At 55.8% G+C, this 17633-nt stretch carries 15 protein-coding genes; 9 read left to right on the top strand and 6 right to left on the bottom strand.

Features of this window, described 5'->3' with window-relative positions:
- Positions 1-89 precede the first annotated feature (89 nt).
- From ppk1 to mgtE, 5 genes are all read left to right on the top strand, one after another.
- On the top strand, positions 90-2150 hold the full coding sequence (ppk1, locus tag ACX8ZY_RS05740) for a polyphosphate kinase 1 (RefSeq protein WP_010260075.1): 2061 nt from the start codon (positions 90-92) through the stop codon (positions 2148-2150).
- Positions 2151-2155: 5 nt separating this feature from the next.
- Positions 2156-3682, top strand: coding sequence for an exopolyphosphatase (gene ppx / locus ACX8ZY_RS05735; RefSeq protein WP_010260078.1), 1527 nt, complete (start codon positions 2156-2158; stop codon positions 3680-3682).
- A gap of 41 nt (positions 3683-3723) precedes the next feature.
- Positions 3724-4338 (top strand): tellurite resistance methyltransferase TehB, encoded by a 615-nt coding sequence (gene tehB / locus ACX8ZY_RS05730; RefSeq protein ID WP_010671332.1) that lies wholly within the window; start codon positions 3724-3726, stop codon positions 4336-4338.
- Between the two features lie 101 nt (positions 4339-4439).
- A complete protein-coding gene (locus tag ACX8ZY_RS05725; RefSeq protein WP_010671331.1) occupies positions 4440-4625 on the top strand; it encodes a YfgG family protein in 186 nt (61 codons plus the stop codon).
- Between the two features lie 140 nt (positions 4626-4765).
- Positions 4766-6199, top strand: coding sequence for a magnesium transporter (mgtE, locus tag ACX8ZY_RS05720; protein ID WP_320513360.1), 1434 nt, complete (start codon positions 4766-4768; stop codon positions 6197-6199).
- Positions 6200-6202: 3 nt separating this feature from the next.
- Here mgtE and ACX8ZY_RS05715 read toward each other — a convergent pair whose 3' ends face one another.
- Together ACX8ZY_RS05715 and ACX8ZY_RS05710 are read right to left on the bottom strand one after the other, a co-directional pair.
- Positions 6203-6700 (bottom strand): helix-turn-helix transcriptional regulator, encoded by a 498-nt coding sequence (locus tag ACX8ZY_RS05715; protein WP_022624132.1) that lies wholly within the window; start codon positions 6698-6700, stop codon positions 6203-6205.
- Positions 6701-6720: 20 nt separating this feature from the next.
- Complete coding sequence (locus ACX8ZY_RS05710; RefSeq protein ID WP_307618444.1) at positions 6721-6966, bottom strand: hypothetical protein; 246 nt, start codon at positions 6964-6966, stop codon at positions 6721-6723.
- A 193-nt stretch (positions 6967-7159) separates the two neighbouring features.
- Between ACX8ZY_RS05710 and ACX8ZY_RS05705 the strand changes: the two genes are divergently transcribed.
- Positions 7160-7339: a hypothetical protein gene (locus ACX8ZY_RS05705; RefSeq protein ID WP_022624131.1), complete on the top strand. Its 180-nt coding sequence runs from the start codon at positions 7160-7162 to the stop codon at positions 7337-7339.
- Positions 7340-7369: 30 nt separating this feature from the next.
- Here ACX8ZY_RS05705 and ACX8ZY_RS05700 read toward each other — a convergent pair whose 3' ends face one another.
- The 3 genes from ACX8ZY_RS05700 to guaB form a co-directional block, all read right to left on the bottom strand.
- Positions 7370-8143 carry a DUF3750 domain-containing protein gene (locus ACX8ZY_RS05700; protein ID WP_191920008.1) on the bottom strand — a complete coding sequence of 258 codons (774 nt, stop codon included), beginning with the start codon at positions 8141-8143 and terminating at the stop codon, positions 7370-7372.
- Positions 8144-8453: 310 nt separating this feature from the next.
- The gene (gene guaA, locus ACX8ZY_RS05695; RefSeq protein ID WP_022624130.1) at positions 8454-10034 is read right to left on the bottom strand and encodes a glutamine-hydrolyzing GMP synthase; all 1581 of its coding nucleotides are present in this window, start codon (positions 10032-10034) and stop codon (positions 8454-8456) included.
- 68 nt (positions 10035-10102) lie between these two features.
- A complete protein-coding gene (guaB, locus tag ACX8ZY_RS05690; RefSeq protein WP_010671324.1) occupies positions 10103-11569 on the bottom strand; it encodes an IMP dehydrogenase in 1467 nt (488 codons plus the stop codon).
- Between the two features lie 168 nt (positions 11570-11737).
- On the opposite strand from guaB, the gene xseA reads away from it, so the two are divergent.
- The 3 genes from xseA to ACX8ZY_RS05675 all read left to right on the top strand — a co-directional run bounded on the left by xseA (position 11738) and on the right by ACX8ZY_RS05675 (position 14900).
- Positions 11738-13111 (top strand): exodeoxyribonuclease VII large subunit, encoded by a 1374-nt coding sequence (gene xseA, locus ACX8ZY_RS05685; RefSeq protein ID WP_111534410.1) that lies wholly within the window; start codon positions 11738-11740, stop codon positions 13109-13111.
- Positions 13112-13557: 446 nt separating this feature from the next.
- Positions 13558-14571, top strand: coding sequence for a M4 family metallopeptidase (locus ACX8ZY_RS05680; RefSeq protein WP_459260720.1), 1014 nt, complete (start codon positions 13558-13560; stop codon positions 14569-14571).
- On the top strand, positions 14568-14900 hold the full coding sequence (locus ACX8ZY_RS05675) for a protealysin inhibitor emfourin (protein ID WP_010671321.1): 333 nt from the start codon (positions 14568-14570) through the stop codon (positions 14898-14900). The genes ACX8ZY_RS05680 and ACX8ZY_RS05675 overlap by 4 nt, the downstream gene beginning before the upstream one ends.
- Before the next feature lie 44 nt (positions 14901-14944).
- On the opposite strand, the gene ACX8ZY_RS05670 is transcribed toward ACX8ZY_RS05675, so the two are convergent.
- Complete coding sequence (locus ACX8ZY_RS05670) at positions 14945-17386, bottom strand: glucose/quinate/shikimate family membrane-bound PQQ-dependent dehydrogenase (RefSeq protein WP_010257526.1); 2442 nt, start codon at positions 17384-17386, stop codon at positions 14945-14947.
- Positions 17387-17633: the final 247 nt, after the last annotated feature.

The raw sequence follows: 17633 nt of genomic DNA, 5'->3' as shown, positions 1-17633 counted from the left end.
CTCCTGGCGTTGGACAACGCTGCCATACTCTCGCCATAATGTTGGTGGATACTGGATCTTCAGTCCTGCAACCGCTAAATGGAGTGAGAATGGGTCAGGTAAAGCTTTATATTGAAAAAGAATTAAGCTGGTTATCCTTTAATGAACGGGTTTTGCAGGAAGCAGCAGACAAAAGCAATCCACTGATTGAGCGGATGCGCTTTCTGGGTATCTACTCCAATAATCTCGACGAATTCTATAAAGTGCGTTTCGCAGACCTCAAACGCCGCATTCTGATTGGTGAAGAGCAGGGTTCCGCCAGTACGCCACGCCATCTGTTTAAGAAAATTCAGCAGCGGGTAATGAAGTCCGATCAGGAGTTTGATGCGTTATATAACGATCTGCTGCTGGAGATGGCACGTAACCAGATCTTCCTGATCAACGAACGTCAGCTCTCATCCAATCAGCAGGCGTGGCTGCGCCACTACTTCAAGCACGAACTGCGTCAGCATATCTCGCCGATTCTGATCACCCATGAAACGGATCTGACCGAATTCCTTAAAGATGACTACACCTATCTGGCGGTAGAGATCATTCGCGGTGACAATATTCAGTATGCGCTGCTGGAAATTCCGTCCGACAAAGTCCCGCGTTTCATCAATTTACCGGCTGAGCCACCGCGCCGCCGTAAGCCAATGATCCTGCTGGATAACATTCTGCGCTACTGCCTGGATGACATTTTTAAAGGTTTCTACGACTACGACGCGCTCAACGCCTATTCAATGAAAATGACGCGTGACGCCGAGTACGACCTGGTCACGGAGATGGAGTCGAGCCTGCTGGAGCTGATGTCCTCCAGCCTGAAGCAGCGACTGACGGCGGAACCGGTGCGTTTCGTCTACCAGCGCGATATGCCAGACACGATGGTGTCGCTGCTGTGCCACAAGCTTTCCATCTCAAACCTGGACTCCATCCTGCCAGGCGGCCGCTACCACAACTTCAAAGACTTTATCGGCTTCCCTAACGTCGGCAAAAATAACCTGGTGAACCGCCCGCTGCCGCAGATTCGCCACATCGGCTTTGATGGCTTTCGCAACGGCTTTGATGCGATTCGCAATCGCGACGTGCTGCTCTACTACCCGTACCACACCTTTGAGCATGTGCTGGAGCTGCTGCGTCAGGCGTCGTTCGACCCCAGCGTGCTTGCGATAAAAATCAACATCTACCGCGTTGCTAAGCATTCCCGCATCATGGATGCGATGATCCATGCCGCCTATAACGGTAAAAAAGTCACGGTGGTGGTGGAGCTGCAGGCGCGCTTTGATGAAGAAGCCAATATTTACTGGGCGAAACGCCTGACTGAAGCGGGCGTGCATGTCATTTTCTCCGCACCAGGCCTGAAGATCCACGCCAAGCTGTTCCTGATTTCACGCCGCGAAGGCGAAGAGATTGTGCGCTACGCGCATATCGGTACCGGCAACTTTAACGAGAAAACCGCGCGTCTCTATACGGACTACTCGTTGCTGACCGCGGATGCGCGCATCACCAATGAAGTACGTCGGGTGTTCAACTTTATTGAGAATCCCTACCGGCCCGTGACGTTCGATCATCTGATGGTCTCGCCGCAGAACTCGCGCCGGATGCTGTATGAGCTAATCGACACCGAAATTGCTAATGCGCAGCAGAATAAGCCCTGCGGCATTACTCTGAAAATCAACAATCTGGTGGACAAAGGTCTGGTTGATCGGCTTTATACAGCCTCCAGCGTAGGGGTGAAGGTTAATCTTCTGGTGCGCGGAATGTGCTCATTAATCCCTGACTTGCCCGGGATCAGTGAAAATATTCGTGTCATCAGTATTGTTGACCGTTATCTGGAACACGATCGCGTCTATATTTTTGAGAATGGCGGCGATAAGAAGGTGTTCCTCTCCTCCGCTGACTGGATGACACGTAACATTGATTACCGTATCGAAGTGGCAGTGGCGATTCTCGATCCCCACATCCGGCAGCGCATACTCGACATTATTGCTATTCAGTTGAGTGATACGGTGAAAGCCCGCATCGTCGATAAAGAGTTGAGTAACCATTACGTCCAGCGCGGCAATCGTCGTAAAGTGCGATCGCAGCTGGCCATTTATGATTACATCAAGAAACTGGAACAACCTGAATAAATCCTATGCCAATTTCTCATAAAAGTACGCCAAAACCCCAGGAGTTTGCGGCGATTGACCTGGGCTCGAACAGTTTCCATATGGTGATTGCGCGGGTTGTCGATGGTGCGATGCAGGTACTGGGCCGCCTTAAGCAGCGCGTCCATCTGGCTGACGGGCTGGATGCCCGGCACAACCTCAGCGAGGAAGCGATGGAGCGAGGGTTAGCCTGCCTGGCCCTGTTCGCCGAGCGCCTGCAGGGGTTCAGTCCGAGCAACGTGACGATTGTCGGTACCCACACGCTGCGCGAGGCGGTCAACGCCGAAACCTTCCTGCAACGTGCGGCCGAGGTGATCCCCTATCCGATCGAGGTGATTTCGGGCCATGAAGAGGCTCGCCTGATCTTTATGGGCGTTGAACATACCCAGCCGGAGAAAGGCCGCAAGCTGGTGATCGATATCGGCGGCGGATCAACCGAGCTGGTCATTGGCGAGGATTTTGAACCGCAACTGGTTGAGAGCCGACGCATGGGTTGCGTCAGTTTCGCCCAGCTCTATTTCCCGAAAGGCGAAATCAGCCGTGAAAACTTCCGTCGCGCCCGTTTAGCGGCCGCGCAGAAGCTGGAAACGCTGGCGTGGCAATATCGTCTGCATGGCTGGCAATATGCGCTGGGCGCGTCCGGCACCATCAAAGCCGCCTGCGAAGTGCTGCTGGCGATGGATGAAAAAGAGAAGCTGATTACGCCTGAGCGCCTCGAAAAGCTTTATGACGAGGTGATGAAACACAAATCCTTTGCTGCACTCAGCCTGCCGGGTCTGTCGGAAGAGCGTAAAGGCGTGTTTGTACCCGGGCTGGCGATTCTGTGCGGCGTATTTGATGCGCTGGCCATTCGCGAATTGCGCCTCTCCGACGGTGCGCTGCGTGAAGGTGTGCTCTATGAGATGGAGGGCCGTTTCCGCCATCAGGATATTCGTAGCCGTACTGCACAGAGTCTGGCGAACCATTACGCTATCGACAGCGATCAGGCACGACGCGTGCTCGACACCACCGAGCAGCTTTATCTGCAGTGGCGCGAGCAGAATCAGAAACTGGCGAATCCACAACTGGCCGCACTGCTGAAATGGGCGGCGATGCTGCACGAAGTGGGCCTGACCATCAATCACAGCGGCCTGCAACGCCATTCAGCCTATATTCTGCAAAACACCAACCTGCCGGGCTTCAATCAGGATCAGCAGATGCTGCTGGCGGCGCTGGTCAGATTCCATCGTAAAGCGATAAAGCTTGATGAGCTGCCGCGCGTGACGCTGTTCAAGAAAAAGCAGTTTGTACCGCTGATCTTCCTGCTTCGCCTGGGTACCCTGTTGAATAATCAGCGACAGGCCACCACGCGTCCGGAGGCGTTAACCCTGAAATGCGATGACGGCCACTGGACGCTGACCTTCCCGGCGGGCTACTTCACGCAGAACAACCTGGTTCAGCTCGATCTTGAACGGGAGCAGGTTTACTGGAATGACGTCACGGGATGGAAACTGATCCTCGAAGAAGAAGTCTGACAACACGGGCGCCTGGCGCCCGTTTAACTGAAATGATGAATATGACACAACCAACCGCACCCCTTTCAGGCGAAAACTATTTTGCCGAAACCTATGGTTTAACGCCGCCCCACTCCGAAGTGGTTGCGGCGCTGCCCCAGCTCAACGTCGGCAAGGCGCTTGACCTTGGCTGTGGCGTGGGACGCAATACGCTGTTTCTGAATCAGCACGGTTTTGACGTCACGGCGTGGGATCATAATCCGCAAAGCCTGGCGCGCCTGCAGGAGATTATTGCGCAGGAAAATCTCAGCGGCATTCATACCGAGCAGCGCGACCTGAACAACACGCGCTTTAATGGCGGCTTCAACTTTGTGCTATCGACTGTGGTGATGATGTTCCTGCAGCCGCAGACTATTCCGCAGCTGATTGCCGACATGCAGGCCTGTACGGTCAGAGACGGTTTTAACCTGATCGTGGCGGCGATGAACACGGACGATATGCCCTGCCCGGCTGATTTCTCCTTTGCGTTTAAATCAGGCGAGCTCAGCCACTACTACCGCAACTGGCACATCGTGAAGTACAACGAGCACCCCGGTCAGTTGCATCGCACAGATGAAAATGGCAACCGCATCACCTGTCGTTTTGCGACGCTGCTGGCGCAAAAAGCGAGTTACTGATTTTTATCTGCTGTTTTTTTCAACAGCGATTGATTTCATCAGGCGACTGTGACTAAATATTGCAGTCGCCCCAGATGGGGTCATTACAGGAACCACCCCGCGTGAACAGCGCTATTTCTCCCCGAAGACGTCAAAAAACCGGCACCATGACCCGCATTGTGCTGCTGATTAGTTTTATCATTCTTTTTAGTCGCCTGATTTTTATCCTGCCTGCTGCCTTCGAGCATCATCAGCAACAGAAAGCTATTCCTGAACCGGTTGCCATAACATCAGGCGATACGCGATAGCGAATAACCAATAACGACATTTCGCCTGAAACGCACCTGAAACTTAAACGTTATCCAGATAACTGGACTCTTTTTTGCATCCCTTTTTCAGGCGAAACGCTACACTTCGTGCTGGTGCTTTCAGACTTAAGGGATCCAATGTGTCTGCCTCTCACTCTCAACGTTTAAGTGAAATACGTCATCGCATTCTGACGCTGCTGCTCAGCGAGCACGATCTGGTTGATGCCCTGCTGGAGAAATCGGGCGATCTCAATCCTGAACAGCAACGTGAAAATGCGGCCCAGCGTGACGCGCTGGAGCAGGACATTCTGCAACTGCATGCCGCTGACCTCGCGGATATTCTCGAAGCCCTGCCCGAAGAAGAACGTCAGGCGCTGTGGCGGCTGGTGCCGAACGAGCGGCGCGGCCATGTGCTGGTTGAAGCGTCTGAAACGGTCTGGGCAAGCCTCACCGAAGAGATGAGCGACCGCGATATCCTGCGCGCTATCCAGCCGCTGGATATCGACGATCAGGTCTGGCTGGCGCGTTATCTGCCACGTGACCTGACCGGACGCCTGCTGGCAACGGTGGAGCCCGCCCTGCGCGCCCGCATGCTCGATATGGTGCAGCTTGACCGTGACCGCGTAGGCCGGGTGATGGATTTCAATATCCTGACGGTGCGTGAAGATGTCACGCTTGCAACGGTGCAACGCTTTCTGCGCAAGCGCAAAAGCATGCCGGGCGGTACCGATAAACTCTTTATCACCAATAAAGATAATCAGCTGCTGGGCGAGCTGCTGCTGACGGACATCCTGCTTAACAAACCCAAAACCCTGGTGAGCGACGTGATGAACGCCCGCCCTACCACCTTCCAGCTCAATGATAAGGCCGAAGACGCTGCCAGCGCCTTTGAACGTTATAACCTCATTTCAGCCGCCGTCACCGATGCCAGGGGCAAGCTGATTGGCCGCGTGACCATTGAAGACATCATCGACCTGGTGAATGCCGAAAACGAAAGCAACATTCGTAAAATGGGGGGTATCAGTCAGGAAGAGGATGTGTTCGCGCCGGTGCGTAAATCGGTACGTAAACGCTGGGCCTGGCTGGCGATTAACCTCTGTACCGCCTTTGTCGCCTCCCGGGTTATCGGGCTGTTTGAAGGGACGATTTCGCAAATCGTGGCGCTGGCCACGCTGATGCCGATCGTCGCGGGTATCGGCGGCAATACCGGTAATCAGACTATCACCATGATTGTGCGGGCGCTGGCCTTACATCAGGTTGAACCGGGCAACTTTTCGTTTTTGATCGTCCGCGAGCTTGGCGTGGCGCTGATCAACGGCCTGTTCTGGGGCGGCATCATGGGCGGCATCACCTGGCTGATGTATGACAATATGGCGCTGGGCGGCGTTATGATGCTGGCCATGGCGCTTAATCTGCTGCTGGCCGCGCTGATGGGCGTGCTGGTGCCGCTGTTCATGACTAAAATGAATCGCGATCCCGCCGTCGGCTCCAGCGTATTGATCACCGCCCTTACCGACACCGGCGGCTTCTTTATTTTCCTGGGGCTGGCGACGATCTTCCTGCTGCCGCACTAATCGTCAGGCTTGCAGACCGTAACGTTGCAACGACCCGTTAAGATTGCGCTGCCGCGTTACCTGTGCCAGCTCTCGGGTCGCCGCAGGCAGCGTATAGTTACCTCGCTGACTCAGCCACTCCAGCACATCCGCTAAGTGCCAGATGGCGGTTTTACCGTCATGCACCGGCAGCGGAAACGGCGGGCGGTGGCTGAGCATCAGCTTACGCATATTCTGACGCGTCATGCCGATGATCTCCGCCACATCCGTCAATCCCACAAAATCGGGTGCGGCTTCCACCAGCGTGGCCCCCGGTATCGCACGCAGCACATCCTCTTCTGCCTGCTTCAATACATCCGTTGCAGAGTCGGACTCCCGGGTGAACTCCAGTGCAATTCTGCCCGGCATGCCCAGGCCGATTAGCGCATCATCACAGCCTGCCGCTGCCAGCGTTTCCAGCAGTTCATCCACCGGCGCATGCCCTTCCGGCAGGCTGAACCGTAATGTGAAACAATATTCCATATGCTTCTCCTTGTGCTGCATCAGGACTTCAGATAGTGACAGTTGTCGACCACGCGTCGCAGCGCGCGGGCATGCTGATGTGCGTTTTTTGGTGTGCTCCAGATACAGGTCAGACAAAACTCCCCACATCGGCACATCAACAGATTTTTCGGACAGTACATTTTGCCCCAGGCGTGATTGCCTCCCGTGACGACCAGCCAGCCATGGGATTCGGCGTAACGTAACGCCGTTTCGATCTCTTTGTTGGGATGCCGCTTCCTTGCCATGTTTTTCCCTATCCTGACGCCGAATTGATAAGTTGTCAACTGACAACCTGATGAAATTATCTTAGTGCGGCTCAGCATGCGCAGACTTTTTCTCGCAGTAAAACAGTCAGGGTATAAACTGGAAAACGTCACACAAAAAACGATCAGCGCCAGAAGTCATCTGGCAGCAGAAGCGATAATCAACGGAGGCAATATGTTTAAAGCAGAGGATTTTGTTCAGTCGAAAACCGGCGGCCCGAAAATGCAGGTGCTGCGCGTAGAAGGCGATACCTTATGGTGTGCACGCGTTGATGATGCGGCGAAAAAAGAGATCGAAGTGAAAGCAGAGAGCGTCAATCTCTATCACGAAGAGGGTGACTTTGGCGTGTGCTGAGGTGAAACGGCCCCTGACGGGGCCAGACTGTCAGGGCTTATCCTGCTGAAGGTTGTCATTTCCCAGGCCGCCAATAAACGGCAGACGCAGCCGGAACGGTGTGAAATCGACTCCCATGTTCAGACCCAGCAGATTGACTTCAAGTCCCTCTTCTGCACCCAGCGTCACTCCCGCCACGCCCAGAATCGACACCTGCAGGCCGCGCCCGGATGGCGGCAGCCCGACCGGACGCCACAGTGGCCGGTAATCTTTTCCCAGCGCGTTAGCGGGCAGATCAAGCCTTAAAGCGGGTACTTCGCGGCCAATATGCGCCAGGAAGGTGTTGCTGTTTGGTCCAGGCCAGGCGCGGTAGGTTGTCGGCCACGGATAGGATTTAATGGCGGCTTCAATCTGCGGGATCATCGCTTCTGCTTCCGGTCCGCGATGTTCCACCAGCAGCCGCGGTTTTGCGCCATACCAGTAGCCATCAGGCAGGTTGGTGTTGCGCCGGACTTTATCGCCGCTGCCCCAGCTAATCACTTCGTAGCGAGTGAAACGCGTTTCACCTGCGCGCTTGAAGATGATCCACGGATGCACCGCCACCGCCCCTTTCCAGCCGTAAGTCGGCGCAGCATAGACCTGTACAATAGCAAGGCTATATAAAGCGCGCGGGTCGGGCGCTATCCCGGCCGAATCGCGGCGGGCCGACCACCAGCCGCCCTGCTCTGTGTTATCGCTGTGACGCGTCGCCTGCGCGATGCTGGCTCCCAGCGATAGCAGCAGTACGGCAACAAAAAACAGGCTGAACACTTTAAGTGAGAGCATGACAACATTCCTGGTGACGTAAGAATCGCGAAACGCCTGTTCAGCAGACGGTTTCAGTAAGCGGCGGCTTTGGGATACGGACGATCGATGAAAGCGGCGGATAAAAGCGGGACACAACTGACGTCAGTTGCGGGCTTTTACTGCATGGAGGATAGCGTAATTTCCGGCAAAGTGAATAATAAAACGCCAGCGGCGAGGCGGGATGCGCTGAAAAGTTAAAACGGCGAGTCTGCGCACGGTCAGAGCAATAAAAAAAGCCCGCTGAGGAGCGGGCTGCAGACTTATCAGGGATTAACTGGCTGAGGCCAGGTTATTCCCACTCAATCGTCGCTGGTGGCTTACCGCTGATGTCATACACCACGCGGGAGATGCCGTCGACTTCATTGATGATGCGGTTAGAGACACGGCCAAGGAACTCATATGGCAGGTGCGCCCAGTGTGCGGTCATAAAGTCGATGGTTTCCACCGCACGCAGCGAGACAACCCAGTCATATTTACGGCCATCGCCCATTACGCCGACTGAACGTACCGGCAGGAAGACGGTGAAGGCCTGGCTGACTTTGTTATAGAGATCCGCTTTATGCAGCTCTTCAATGAAGATGGCATCGGCACGGCGCAGCAGGTCGCAATACTCTTTCTTCACTTCGCCCAGCACGCGCACGCCCAGACCTGGGCCCGGGAACGGATGGCGATAGAGCATGTCGTAAGGCAGGCCCAGCTCCAGACCAATCTTACGCACTTCATCTTTGAACAGCTCACGCAGCGGCTCAACCAGGCCCATCTTCATCTCTTTCGGCAGGCCGCCGACGTTGTGATGCGATTTGATGACGTGCGCCTTACCGGTTGCAGAGGCCGCAGACTCAATAACATCCGGATAGATGGTGCCCTGTGCCAGCCACTTAACGTCCTGCAGCTTCAGCGCTTCTTCGTCGAAGACTTCCACAAAGACGCGACCGATAATTTTACGTTTCGCTTCCGGCTCATTCTCACCTGCCAGCGCGTCGAGGAAGCGCGCTTCGCCTTCAACGTGAATAATGTTGAGGCCGAAGTGGTCGCCAAACATATCCATAACCTGTTGTGCTTCGTTCAGGCGCAGCAGGCCGTTATCTACGAACACACAGGTCAGACGGTCGCCAATGGCGCGATGCAGCAGCATTGCCGTCACGGAGGAGTCAACACCACCTGACAGGCCAAGGATCACTTTGTCGTTGCCGACCTGCACACGCAGGCGTTCAACCGCATCTTCAATGATTTTGGCTGGCGTCCACAGGGCTTCACATTCACAGATGTCGATAACGAAGCGCTCAAGCATCCGCAGGCCCTGGCGGGTATGGGTCACTTCCGGGTGGAACTGCACGCCGTAGAAGCGCTTCTCTTCGTTAGCCATAATGGCGAACGGACAGGTTTCTGTGCTGGCAACGGTCACGAAGTCAGCCGGGATCGCCGTGACTTTGTCGCCGTGGCTCATCCAGACATCCAGCAGCGGTTTGCCAGCGGCGCTGATCGCATCTTCAATATCGCGAACCAGGGCGCTTGGCGTCGTCACTTCAACCTGCGCATAACCAAACTCACGCTCGGTTGAGCCAGCAACGGTACCGCCCAGCTGCATCGCCATCGTCTGCATACCGTAGCAGACACCCAGCACCGGCACGCCAGCGCTGAAGACATATTCAGGCGCACGCGGGCTGTTCAGTTCGGTGGTGCTTTCCGGACCACCGGAAAGGATGATGCCGCTTGGATTGAACTGGCGAATCTGCTCTTCGGTGACATCCCATGCCCAGAGTTCACAGTAAACGCCCAGCTCGCGCACGCGACGTGCAACCAGCTGAGTATATTGTGAGCCGAAATCGAGAATCAGAATGCGATGCTTATGGATATTTTCCGTCGTCATTGAGGGTTTTCCAGAACGGTGACTTGATCAATAAAAGCGCCCGGCTGAAGCCGGGCGGGAAATCGGGATTATGAACCCATGCGGTAGTTCGGTGACTCTTTGGTGATGGTCACATCATGCACGTGGCTCTCATTGATGCCGGCGCCGCTGATGCGGACAAACTCCGCCTTAGTACGCAGGTCATCAATGGTCGGGCAACCGGTCAGGCCCATGCACGAGCGCAGGCCGCCCATCTGCTGATGCACGATCTCTTTCAGACGGCCTTTATAGGCCACGCGACCTTCGATACCTTCAGGCACCAGTTTGTCAGCGGCGTTATCGGTCTGGAAGTAGCGGTCAGAAGAGCCTTTAGACATCGCGCCCAGTGAACCCATACCGCGATAGGATTTGAACGAACGGCCCTGATAAAGTTCGATCTCGCCCGGTGACTCTTCGGTCCCCGCCAGCATCGAACCGACCATGACACAGGACGCACCGGCGGCGATCGCTTTCGCGATGTCGCCGGAGAAACGGATACCGCCATCGGCAATCACCGGAATACCGGTGCCTTCCAGCGCGGTGACTGCGTCAGAGACGGCTGTGATCTGCGGAACGCCCACGCCGGTTACGATACGGGTAGTACAGATAGAGCCCGGGCCGATACCCACTTTAACGGCGCTGACGCCTGCCGCAACCAGCGCCAGTGCGCCGGCACCGGTGGCTACGTTGCCGCCGACGATTTCAAGGTCCGGGTATTTGGCACGGGTTTCACGGATACGTGACAGCACGCCTTCAGAATGGCCGTGTGAAGAGTCAATCAGCAGCACGTCAACGCCCGCTGCAACCAGCGCATCGATACGCTCTTCGTTACCTGCACCTGCGCCAACTGCCGCACCGACACGCAGACGACCCTGCTCATCTTTACAGGCGTTAGGTTTACGTTCAGCTTTCTGGAAATCTTTAACGGTGATCATGCCCAGCAGATGGAAGCTGTCATCTACCACCAGCGCTTTCTCAACGCGCTTTTCATGCATCCTGTGCAGTACCACATCGCGCGCTTCGCCCTCTTTCACCGTCACCAGACGATCTTTCGGGGTCATGACTGCAGAGACAGGCTGAGAAAGGTCAGTGACAAAGCGCACGTCACGACCGGTGATGATACCCACCAGTTCGTTGTCGCGGTTAACCACCGGATAGCCCGCAAAGCCGTTGCGCTCGGTCAGCGCTTTGACGTCAGCCAGTGGGGTGGTTGGCAGGACGGTCTGTGGTTCAGTCACCACGCCGCTTTCATGTTTCTTCACCTTGCGCACTTCGTCCGCCTGGCGTTCGATTGACATATTTTTATGGATGAAGCCAAGGCCGCCTTCCTGTGCCAGCGCAATCGCCAGACCCGACTCGGTCACGGTGTCCATGGCAGCGGAGAGCATAGGAATATTTAAACGGATATTTTTGGTCAGCTGGGTGCTGAGATCGGCCGTATTCGGCAGGACGGTGGAGTGTGCAGGGACGAGCAGAACGTCGTCAAAAGTGAGTGCTTCTTTAGCGATTCTTAACATGGCAATACTCCACCTCGGGTGATTGAGAATAGATAAAATATTGCCGCGGCATTATACAGGCCGTAATCGATTGCCTCCAGCATTATTTACGAAAAACTCTTGATCCGCACTGGCAGCCCTGTAGTATCGATGAATTAACCTGCTGATTTGGAATTTGATCTTCGTCACATGTCGCTGCCACCCATCGCCAATATTTTTACCGTCAGCCGTCTCAATACGACAGTGCGTCAGCTGCTGGAGAAAGAGATGGGCCTGGTCTGGATCAGCGCCGAGATCTCCAACTTCACGCAACCGGCATCCGGTCACTGGTACTTCACGCTGAAAGATGATGGCGCTCAGGTTCGCTGTGCTATGTTCCGCAACAGTAACCGACGCGTTACCTTTCGTCCGCAGCATGGTCAGCAGGTGCTGGTTCGCGCCAACATCACTCTCTATGAGCCACGCGGTGACTATCAGCTGATTGCCGAAAGTATGCATCCGGCGGGTGAAGGCTTGCTGCAGCAGCAGTTTGAACTGCTGAAAGCAAAACTGGCCACCGAAGGACTGTTTGATCCGCAGCATAAGCAACCGCTGCCGGAACCGGCGCGTCAGGTCGGGGTAATCACCTCTTCCACCGGCGCGGCGCTGCACGATGTGTTACGCGTGCTGCATCGCCGTGATCCCTCCCTGCCCGTGGTCATCTACCCGACCGTGGTTCAGGGCGTCGATGCGCCAGCGGCTATCGTCCGGGCGATTGAAATCGCCAACCTGCGCAACGAGTGCGACGTATTAATTGTCGGACGCGGCGGCGGTTCGCTGGAAGATTTGTGGGGCTTTAACGATGAACGCGTGGCGCGCGCCATTTTTGCCAGCCGCATTCCCATCGTCAGCGCGGTGGGTCATGAAACCGATGTCACCATTGCCGACTTCGTTGCCGATTTACGCGCGCCCACCCCTTCCGCCGCGGCTGAAATTGTCAGCCGTAACCAGCTGGAGTTACTGCGTCAGTTGCAGTCACAGCAACAGCGGCTGGAGATGGCGATGGATTACTACCTGGCACGTCAGCAGCGGCTTTACTCCCGCCTTGAGCATCGTCTGCAACAGCAGCATCCGCAGCTGCGTCTGGCCCGTCAGCAGACCGCCCTGTTCCGCCTGCAGCAGCGACTGGGAGAAGCGATGGAAACCCGCCTGCGTCACGCCACGCGTCAGCAGGATCGCCTGTCGCATCGACTCAATGCCCAGCAGCCTCAGCAGCGGCTGTTCGATGCGCAAAAACAGCTGCAAAGCTGGCACTACCGCCTGCAGCAGAGCATGACAAAACAGCTGAGCACCAGCAAACAGCACTTTGGTCAGTTGGTGGCGCAGCTGGAAGGCGTCAGCCCGCTGGCGACGCTGGCGCGTGGTTTTAGCGTGACCACCGACACTGCCGGACAGGTGGTGAAGAAAACCGCACAGCTCCAGAGCGGCGACCTGCTCCGTACCCGTCTTGATGATGGCTGGGTTGAAAGCCAGGTGACGCAGTTACTGCCTGAGAAAAAGCGCCGCCGCAAAACCGCCTCCTGACTCTGCCCGTCAGCTCACATTTTTACACTTAACGCTGGCCTCACTAATGAGGTCTAACCCGCCTGATGGGTCTATACTTTCTGGCACATTCCCTGTCGCCAGGGCGTTTCAGATGGCTTGCCAAAGTTGTTGCCTCAGAAAAGCGCCGCCGCAAAACTGCCTCCTGACTCTGCCCGTCAGCTCACACTTTAACACTTAACGCTGGCCTCACTAATGAGGTCTAACCAGCCTGACGGGTCTATACTTTCTGGCACATTCCCTGTCGCCAGGGCGTTTCAGATGGCTTGCCAACGTTGTTGCCTCAGAAAAGCGCCGCCGCAAAACCGCCTCCTGACTCTGCCCGTCAGCTCACACTTTTACACTTAACGCTGGCCTCACTAATGAGGTCTAACCAGCCTGACGGGTCTATACTTTCTGGCACATTCCCTGTCGCCAAGGAGTTTCAGATGGCTTATTGCGTTATTCCTCCCTATATCCTTCGCAAAATCATCGCGCACGGTTCCGGCCACCAGCAGGAGCAGGCGCGTCGCACCCTGACACACGTCCAGCACCTGATGGCGGAACACTGGCAAAAGCAGCCGGTGGCAAAAAACGCGGCAGGCGGCCACGTGGATCGTGAAATTTATGATGCGCAAAGTCAGCAGACCCTGCCAGGTAAGCTGATTCGTCAGGAGGGCCAGCCCGGCAATGACGACGTGGCGGCTGAGGAAGCATGGGACTATCTTGGCGTAACCTATGACTTCTTCTGGCAGGCTTATCAGCGTAATTCGCTGGATAATCAGGGGCTGAAATTGCTCGGTACCGTGCACTACGGTGACAAATACCAGAACGCCTTCTGGAACGGTCAGCAAATGGTATTTGGTGATGGTGACGGCGAAATCTTTAATCGCTTCACCATTGCGATTGACGTTGTGGCGCACGAACTGGCGCATGGCGTGACGGAAAATGAAGCCGGCTTGATCTACTTCGAGCAGGCTGGTGCTCTGAATGAGTCGCTGTCAGATGTGTTTGGCTCGCTGGTGAAACAGTTCAGTAAAAAACAGCGTGCCGATGAGGCGGACTGGATTATCGGCGAAGGCCTGCTGGCAAGCGGCATCAATGGGCGTGGTCTGCGATCGATGTCTGAACCTGGCTCTGCCTATGATGACCCGATGCTGGGCAAAGATCCGCAACCGGCACACATGGATCATTACGTGAAGACACGTGAAGATAATGGCGGGGTTCATATCAACTCCGGCATCCCTAACCGGGCTTTTTATCTGGCAGCAATAGCACTGGGTGGTTATGCCTGGGAACAGGCGGGATATGCCTGGTACGACACGGTGTGTGACGACGAACTGCCACAGGATGCTGACTTTAAGACCTTTGCCCGCTTCACCGTTCAGCATGGTAAAAAACGGTTCAACGAATCGGTCGGCAGTGCTATTGAACAGGCGTGGAAGGAGGTTGGCGTGCTATGAGTGACCTGCCCGAACTCACTGATGACGCCACCATCATCGTCGCGCGTGAAGGCGGCATGGCCTTTATTCCGGGGCTACGCGCCGAACGACGCTTTATGCTGGGCGATCTGCCGCCGCCAGAAAGAGAGCGCGTCTGCCATGCGCTGCAGCAGGCGATGCCGCTGGGCGAACCGGAGGAGAAAGCCGCGCAGGTGGGCAGTGGCGACCAGCGCTATTTTCGCATCCAGATTCAGTATGCAACCCACCGCGAGGTTGGGACGATAGTGCTGTTGATTCCGGAACAGGTGGCGCCGCCTGAGTTGCAGGCGCTGTGGCGCGACGGCAAATAAGCAAAAAAAGGGCCGACAATGTCGGCCCTTTTCATTAAGCGTTGTTACTTGCTGTCTGGCAGCGCGTAAGCAATCACATAATCACCACGGTCCGGTGACTGACGTGCGCCACCTGCCGAGATCAGGATGTACTGCTTACCATCTTTCGGTGAGACGTAGCTCATCGGTCCACCCTGACTGCCCACCGGCAGACGTGCTTTCCACACCTCTTTGCCGGTTGAAGAGTCAAAGGCGCGCAGATAGTAATCCTGCGTACCCGCGATGAACACCAGGCCGCCCTGCGTGGCCAGCGTACCGCCCAGCGTTGGCATGCCAACCGGCATTTTCACGCGCATCTTGATACCGAATGGTCCGGTATCCTGCACCGTGCCGACCGGCACCTGCCAGACGATTTTCTGCGTTTTCATGTCAATCGCCGACAGCGTACCAAATGGCGGTTTCTGACATGGGATGCCCAGCGGTGACATAAAGCGATTTTTATTCACAGCATATGGCGTGCCTTTCAGCGGAACGGCACCCATACCGGTGTTGATCGCTTCGCCGCCGTTGCTGCCACGCGCAATATTGCTGGTATCAGCCGGGATCATCTGAACCCACAAACCCAGACGCATATCATTGACGAACAACAGGTGGTTGTTCGGATCGACCGACATGCTGCCCCAGTTCATACCGCCCAGCGAACCCGGGAAGCTCAGAGACTTGTCGGTGTCCGGCACGGTGAACAGGCCGTCATAGCGCATGGATTTGAAGCCAATGCGGCAGGCCAGCTGATCAAACGGCGTGGCACCCCACATGTCAGACTCTTTCAGCGTCTGGTTGCCAATCTGCGGCATCCCGGTCGAGTGTGGCTGCGTTTTAGTGTACTGCTCGTTCGGGATATGGCCCTGCGGCATCGGCAGTTCTTCGACTTTAGTCAGCGGCTTGCCGGTCATACGGTCAAGAACGAAGATCATGCCGGTTTTGCCGCCAATCACTACCGCTGGTGTGGTAGTGCCATCTTTTTGCGGGAAGTCGATCAGGCTTGGCTGCATCGGCAGGTCAAAGTCCCACAGATCGTTATGCACGGTCTGATAGACCCACTTCTCTTTACCGGTCGTGGCATCCAGCGCCAGAACCGATGCGCCATATTTGTGATCCAGTTCAGTACGGTTCGCACCCCAGAGGTCAACCGACGAACTGCCCATTGGAATGAACACGGTGTTCATTGCCGGGTCGTAAGACATTGGCGCCCATGAGTTCGGCGTACTGCGGGTATAATCTTTACCCGGCATCAATATCGCATTCGGGTCAACATTGCCTGGGTCAAACGCCCAGCGCATCTGGCCGGTGATAACGTCAAAGCCACGCAACACGCCACCCGGCATATCCGTCTGTACGTTATCCGCTACGCGACCGCCGACCACCACAGTGGTGCCAGCCAGGGTTGGCGCTGAGGTCAGCTGATATTGCGGATCCGGTGCCTTGCCCATGCCCGCTTTGAGATCAACGATGCCGTGATCGCCAAAGTTTTCACAGAACTCACCGTTGTCAGCATTGATCGCAATCAGACGCGCGTCGATGGTGTTCATCAGAATACGACGCTGACAGCTGTCACCGGCTGGCAACACTGCGGCAGTCACAGGTGAAGACCCCGGCTTATCTGGCTGCTGCAGCGGTTTCGTGGCGTCAAAGTAAGCCAGACCACGACAGCGCGGCCAGACTTCCGCTTTGGCATTGATTTCACGTTTCCAGATCTGCTTACCGCTGTTGGCTTCAACGGCGATGACGTTGTTGTGCGGTGTGCAGAGATAAAGGGTATTGCCAATCTGCAACGGTGTCTGCTGATCTTCTGCGCCGTTGCCGGTCGGGCTGACAGGGGTATCACCGGTGCGGAAGGTCCAGGCCACCTGCAGATCTTTCACGTTGTCGCGGGTGATTTGATCCAGCGCCACAAAGCGGCTGCCCTGCGGGGTATTACCGTAGTTATCCCAGTCTTTCTGCTGTTTCGCTTTATCTACCGGGATCAGCGGCAGCTCTTCGCCCGTGCCTGCAACGGTAGGATGTGGCTGGAACATCTGCACCAGCGTAACAACCATGCCTGCCGCCAGCAGCGCAGAGAACGCATAAGAGGGTTTTGCCAGTGAGTGCTTACCTTCATGTTTACGCAGTGAAGGCCAGATCAGGAAGGCAAGCAGCATCAGTCCGGCAGGCACCATCAGGCGTGATACCAGCGGCCAGAACTCCAGGCCCGCGTCGAATAGCGACCAGATCAGGGTGCCGACAAAGACCAGCAGGAACAGAACCACTGCCGAGGATTTGCGACGGAAGAACTGAATTGCGGAGAGTACAGTGACGATACCCGCAATTAAAAAGTACCCGCTGCCACCAAGTGCAACCAGTTTGCCGCCGCCAATTGCAAAAAACAGACCGGTGGCAAGCAGCACCAGTCCGAGCAGCACGGATGCTATTCCCAGCCCCTTTCCGGAGCGGGAGGATGTTTCAGCCATAATACTTACTCTCCTGAATAAACAGAGCGCCCGGACAGATGCCATCCGGACGCCGGCGCGATAAGTCAGTCCGCGCCAGGCACCGCTCGGTTTCAAATCAAATATAAACAGACCCGCGTCCGTGAGATCGAGGGGCCGGAAGAACACGGATGTGGCTTGCCCCTCCCACGACGCGGCAGGATTGTACCACCTGGTACATTACAGAGTGAACATCTACAACCCATTTGTTACGGCGCAATAGCATTTT

This window comes from Pantoea sp. XAF26B01_ASV70, assembly GCF_054512635.1.
The sequence above is the reverse complement of the archived record's forward strand: the minus strand, read 5'-3'. Positions and strand labels throughout refer to the sequence as shown.

Coding starts and splice junctions, on each gene's coding strand:
- tehB (WP_010671332.1), top strand. CDS start 3,724: ATGACACAACCAACCGCACCCCTTTCAGGCGAAAACTATTTTGCCGAA.
- ACX8ZY_RS05710 (WP_307618444.1), bottom strand. CDS start 6,966: ATGGCAAGGAAGCGGCATCCCAACAAAGAGATCGAAACGGCGTTACGT.
- ACX8ZY_RS05680 (WP_459260720.1), top strand. CDS start 13,558: ATGGCTTATTGCGTTATTCCTCCCTATATCCTTCGCAAAATCATCGCG.
- ACX8ZY_RS05700 (WP_191920008.1), bottom strand. CDS start 8,143: ATGCTCTCACTTAAAGTGTTCAGCCTGTTTTTTGTTGCCGTACTGCTG.
- ACX8ZY_RS05675 (WP_010671321.1), top strand. CDS start 14,568: ATGAGTGACCTGCCCGAACTCACTGATGACGCCACCATCATCGTCGCG.
- ACX8ZY_RS05705 (WP_022624131.1), top strand. CDS start 7,160: ATGTTTAAAGCAGAGGATTTTGTTCAGTCGAAAACCGGCGGCCCGAAA.
- xseA (WP_111534410.1), top strand. CDS start 11,738: ATGTCGCTGCCACCCATCGCCAATATTTTTACCGTCAGCCGTCTCAAT.
- ACX8ZY_RS05715 (WP_022624132.1), bottom strand. CDS start 6,700: ATGGAATATTGTTTCACATTACGGTTCAGCCTGCCGGAAGGGCATGCG.
- guaB (WP_010671324.1), bottom strand. CDS start 11,569: ATGTTAAGAATCGCTAAAGAAGCACTCACTTTTGACGACGTTCTGCTC.
- ppk1 (WP_010260075.1), top strand. CDS start 90: ATGGGTCAGGTAAAGCTTTATATTGAAAAAGAATTAAGCTGGTTATCC.
- guaA (WP_022624130.1), bottom strand. CDS start 10,034: ATGACGACGGAAAATATCCATAAGCATCGCATTCTGATTCTCGATTTC.
- ACX8ZY_RS05670 (WP_010257526.1), bottom strand. CDS start 17,386: ATGGCTGAAACATCCTCCCGCTCCGGAAAGGGGCTGGGAATAGCATCC.
- ppx (WP_010260078.1), top strand. CDS start 2,156: ATGCCAATTTCTCATAAAAGTACGCCAAAACCCCAGGAGTTTGCGGCG.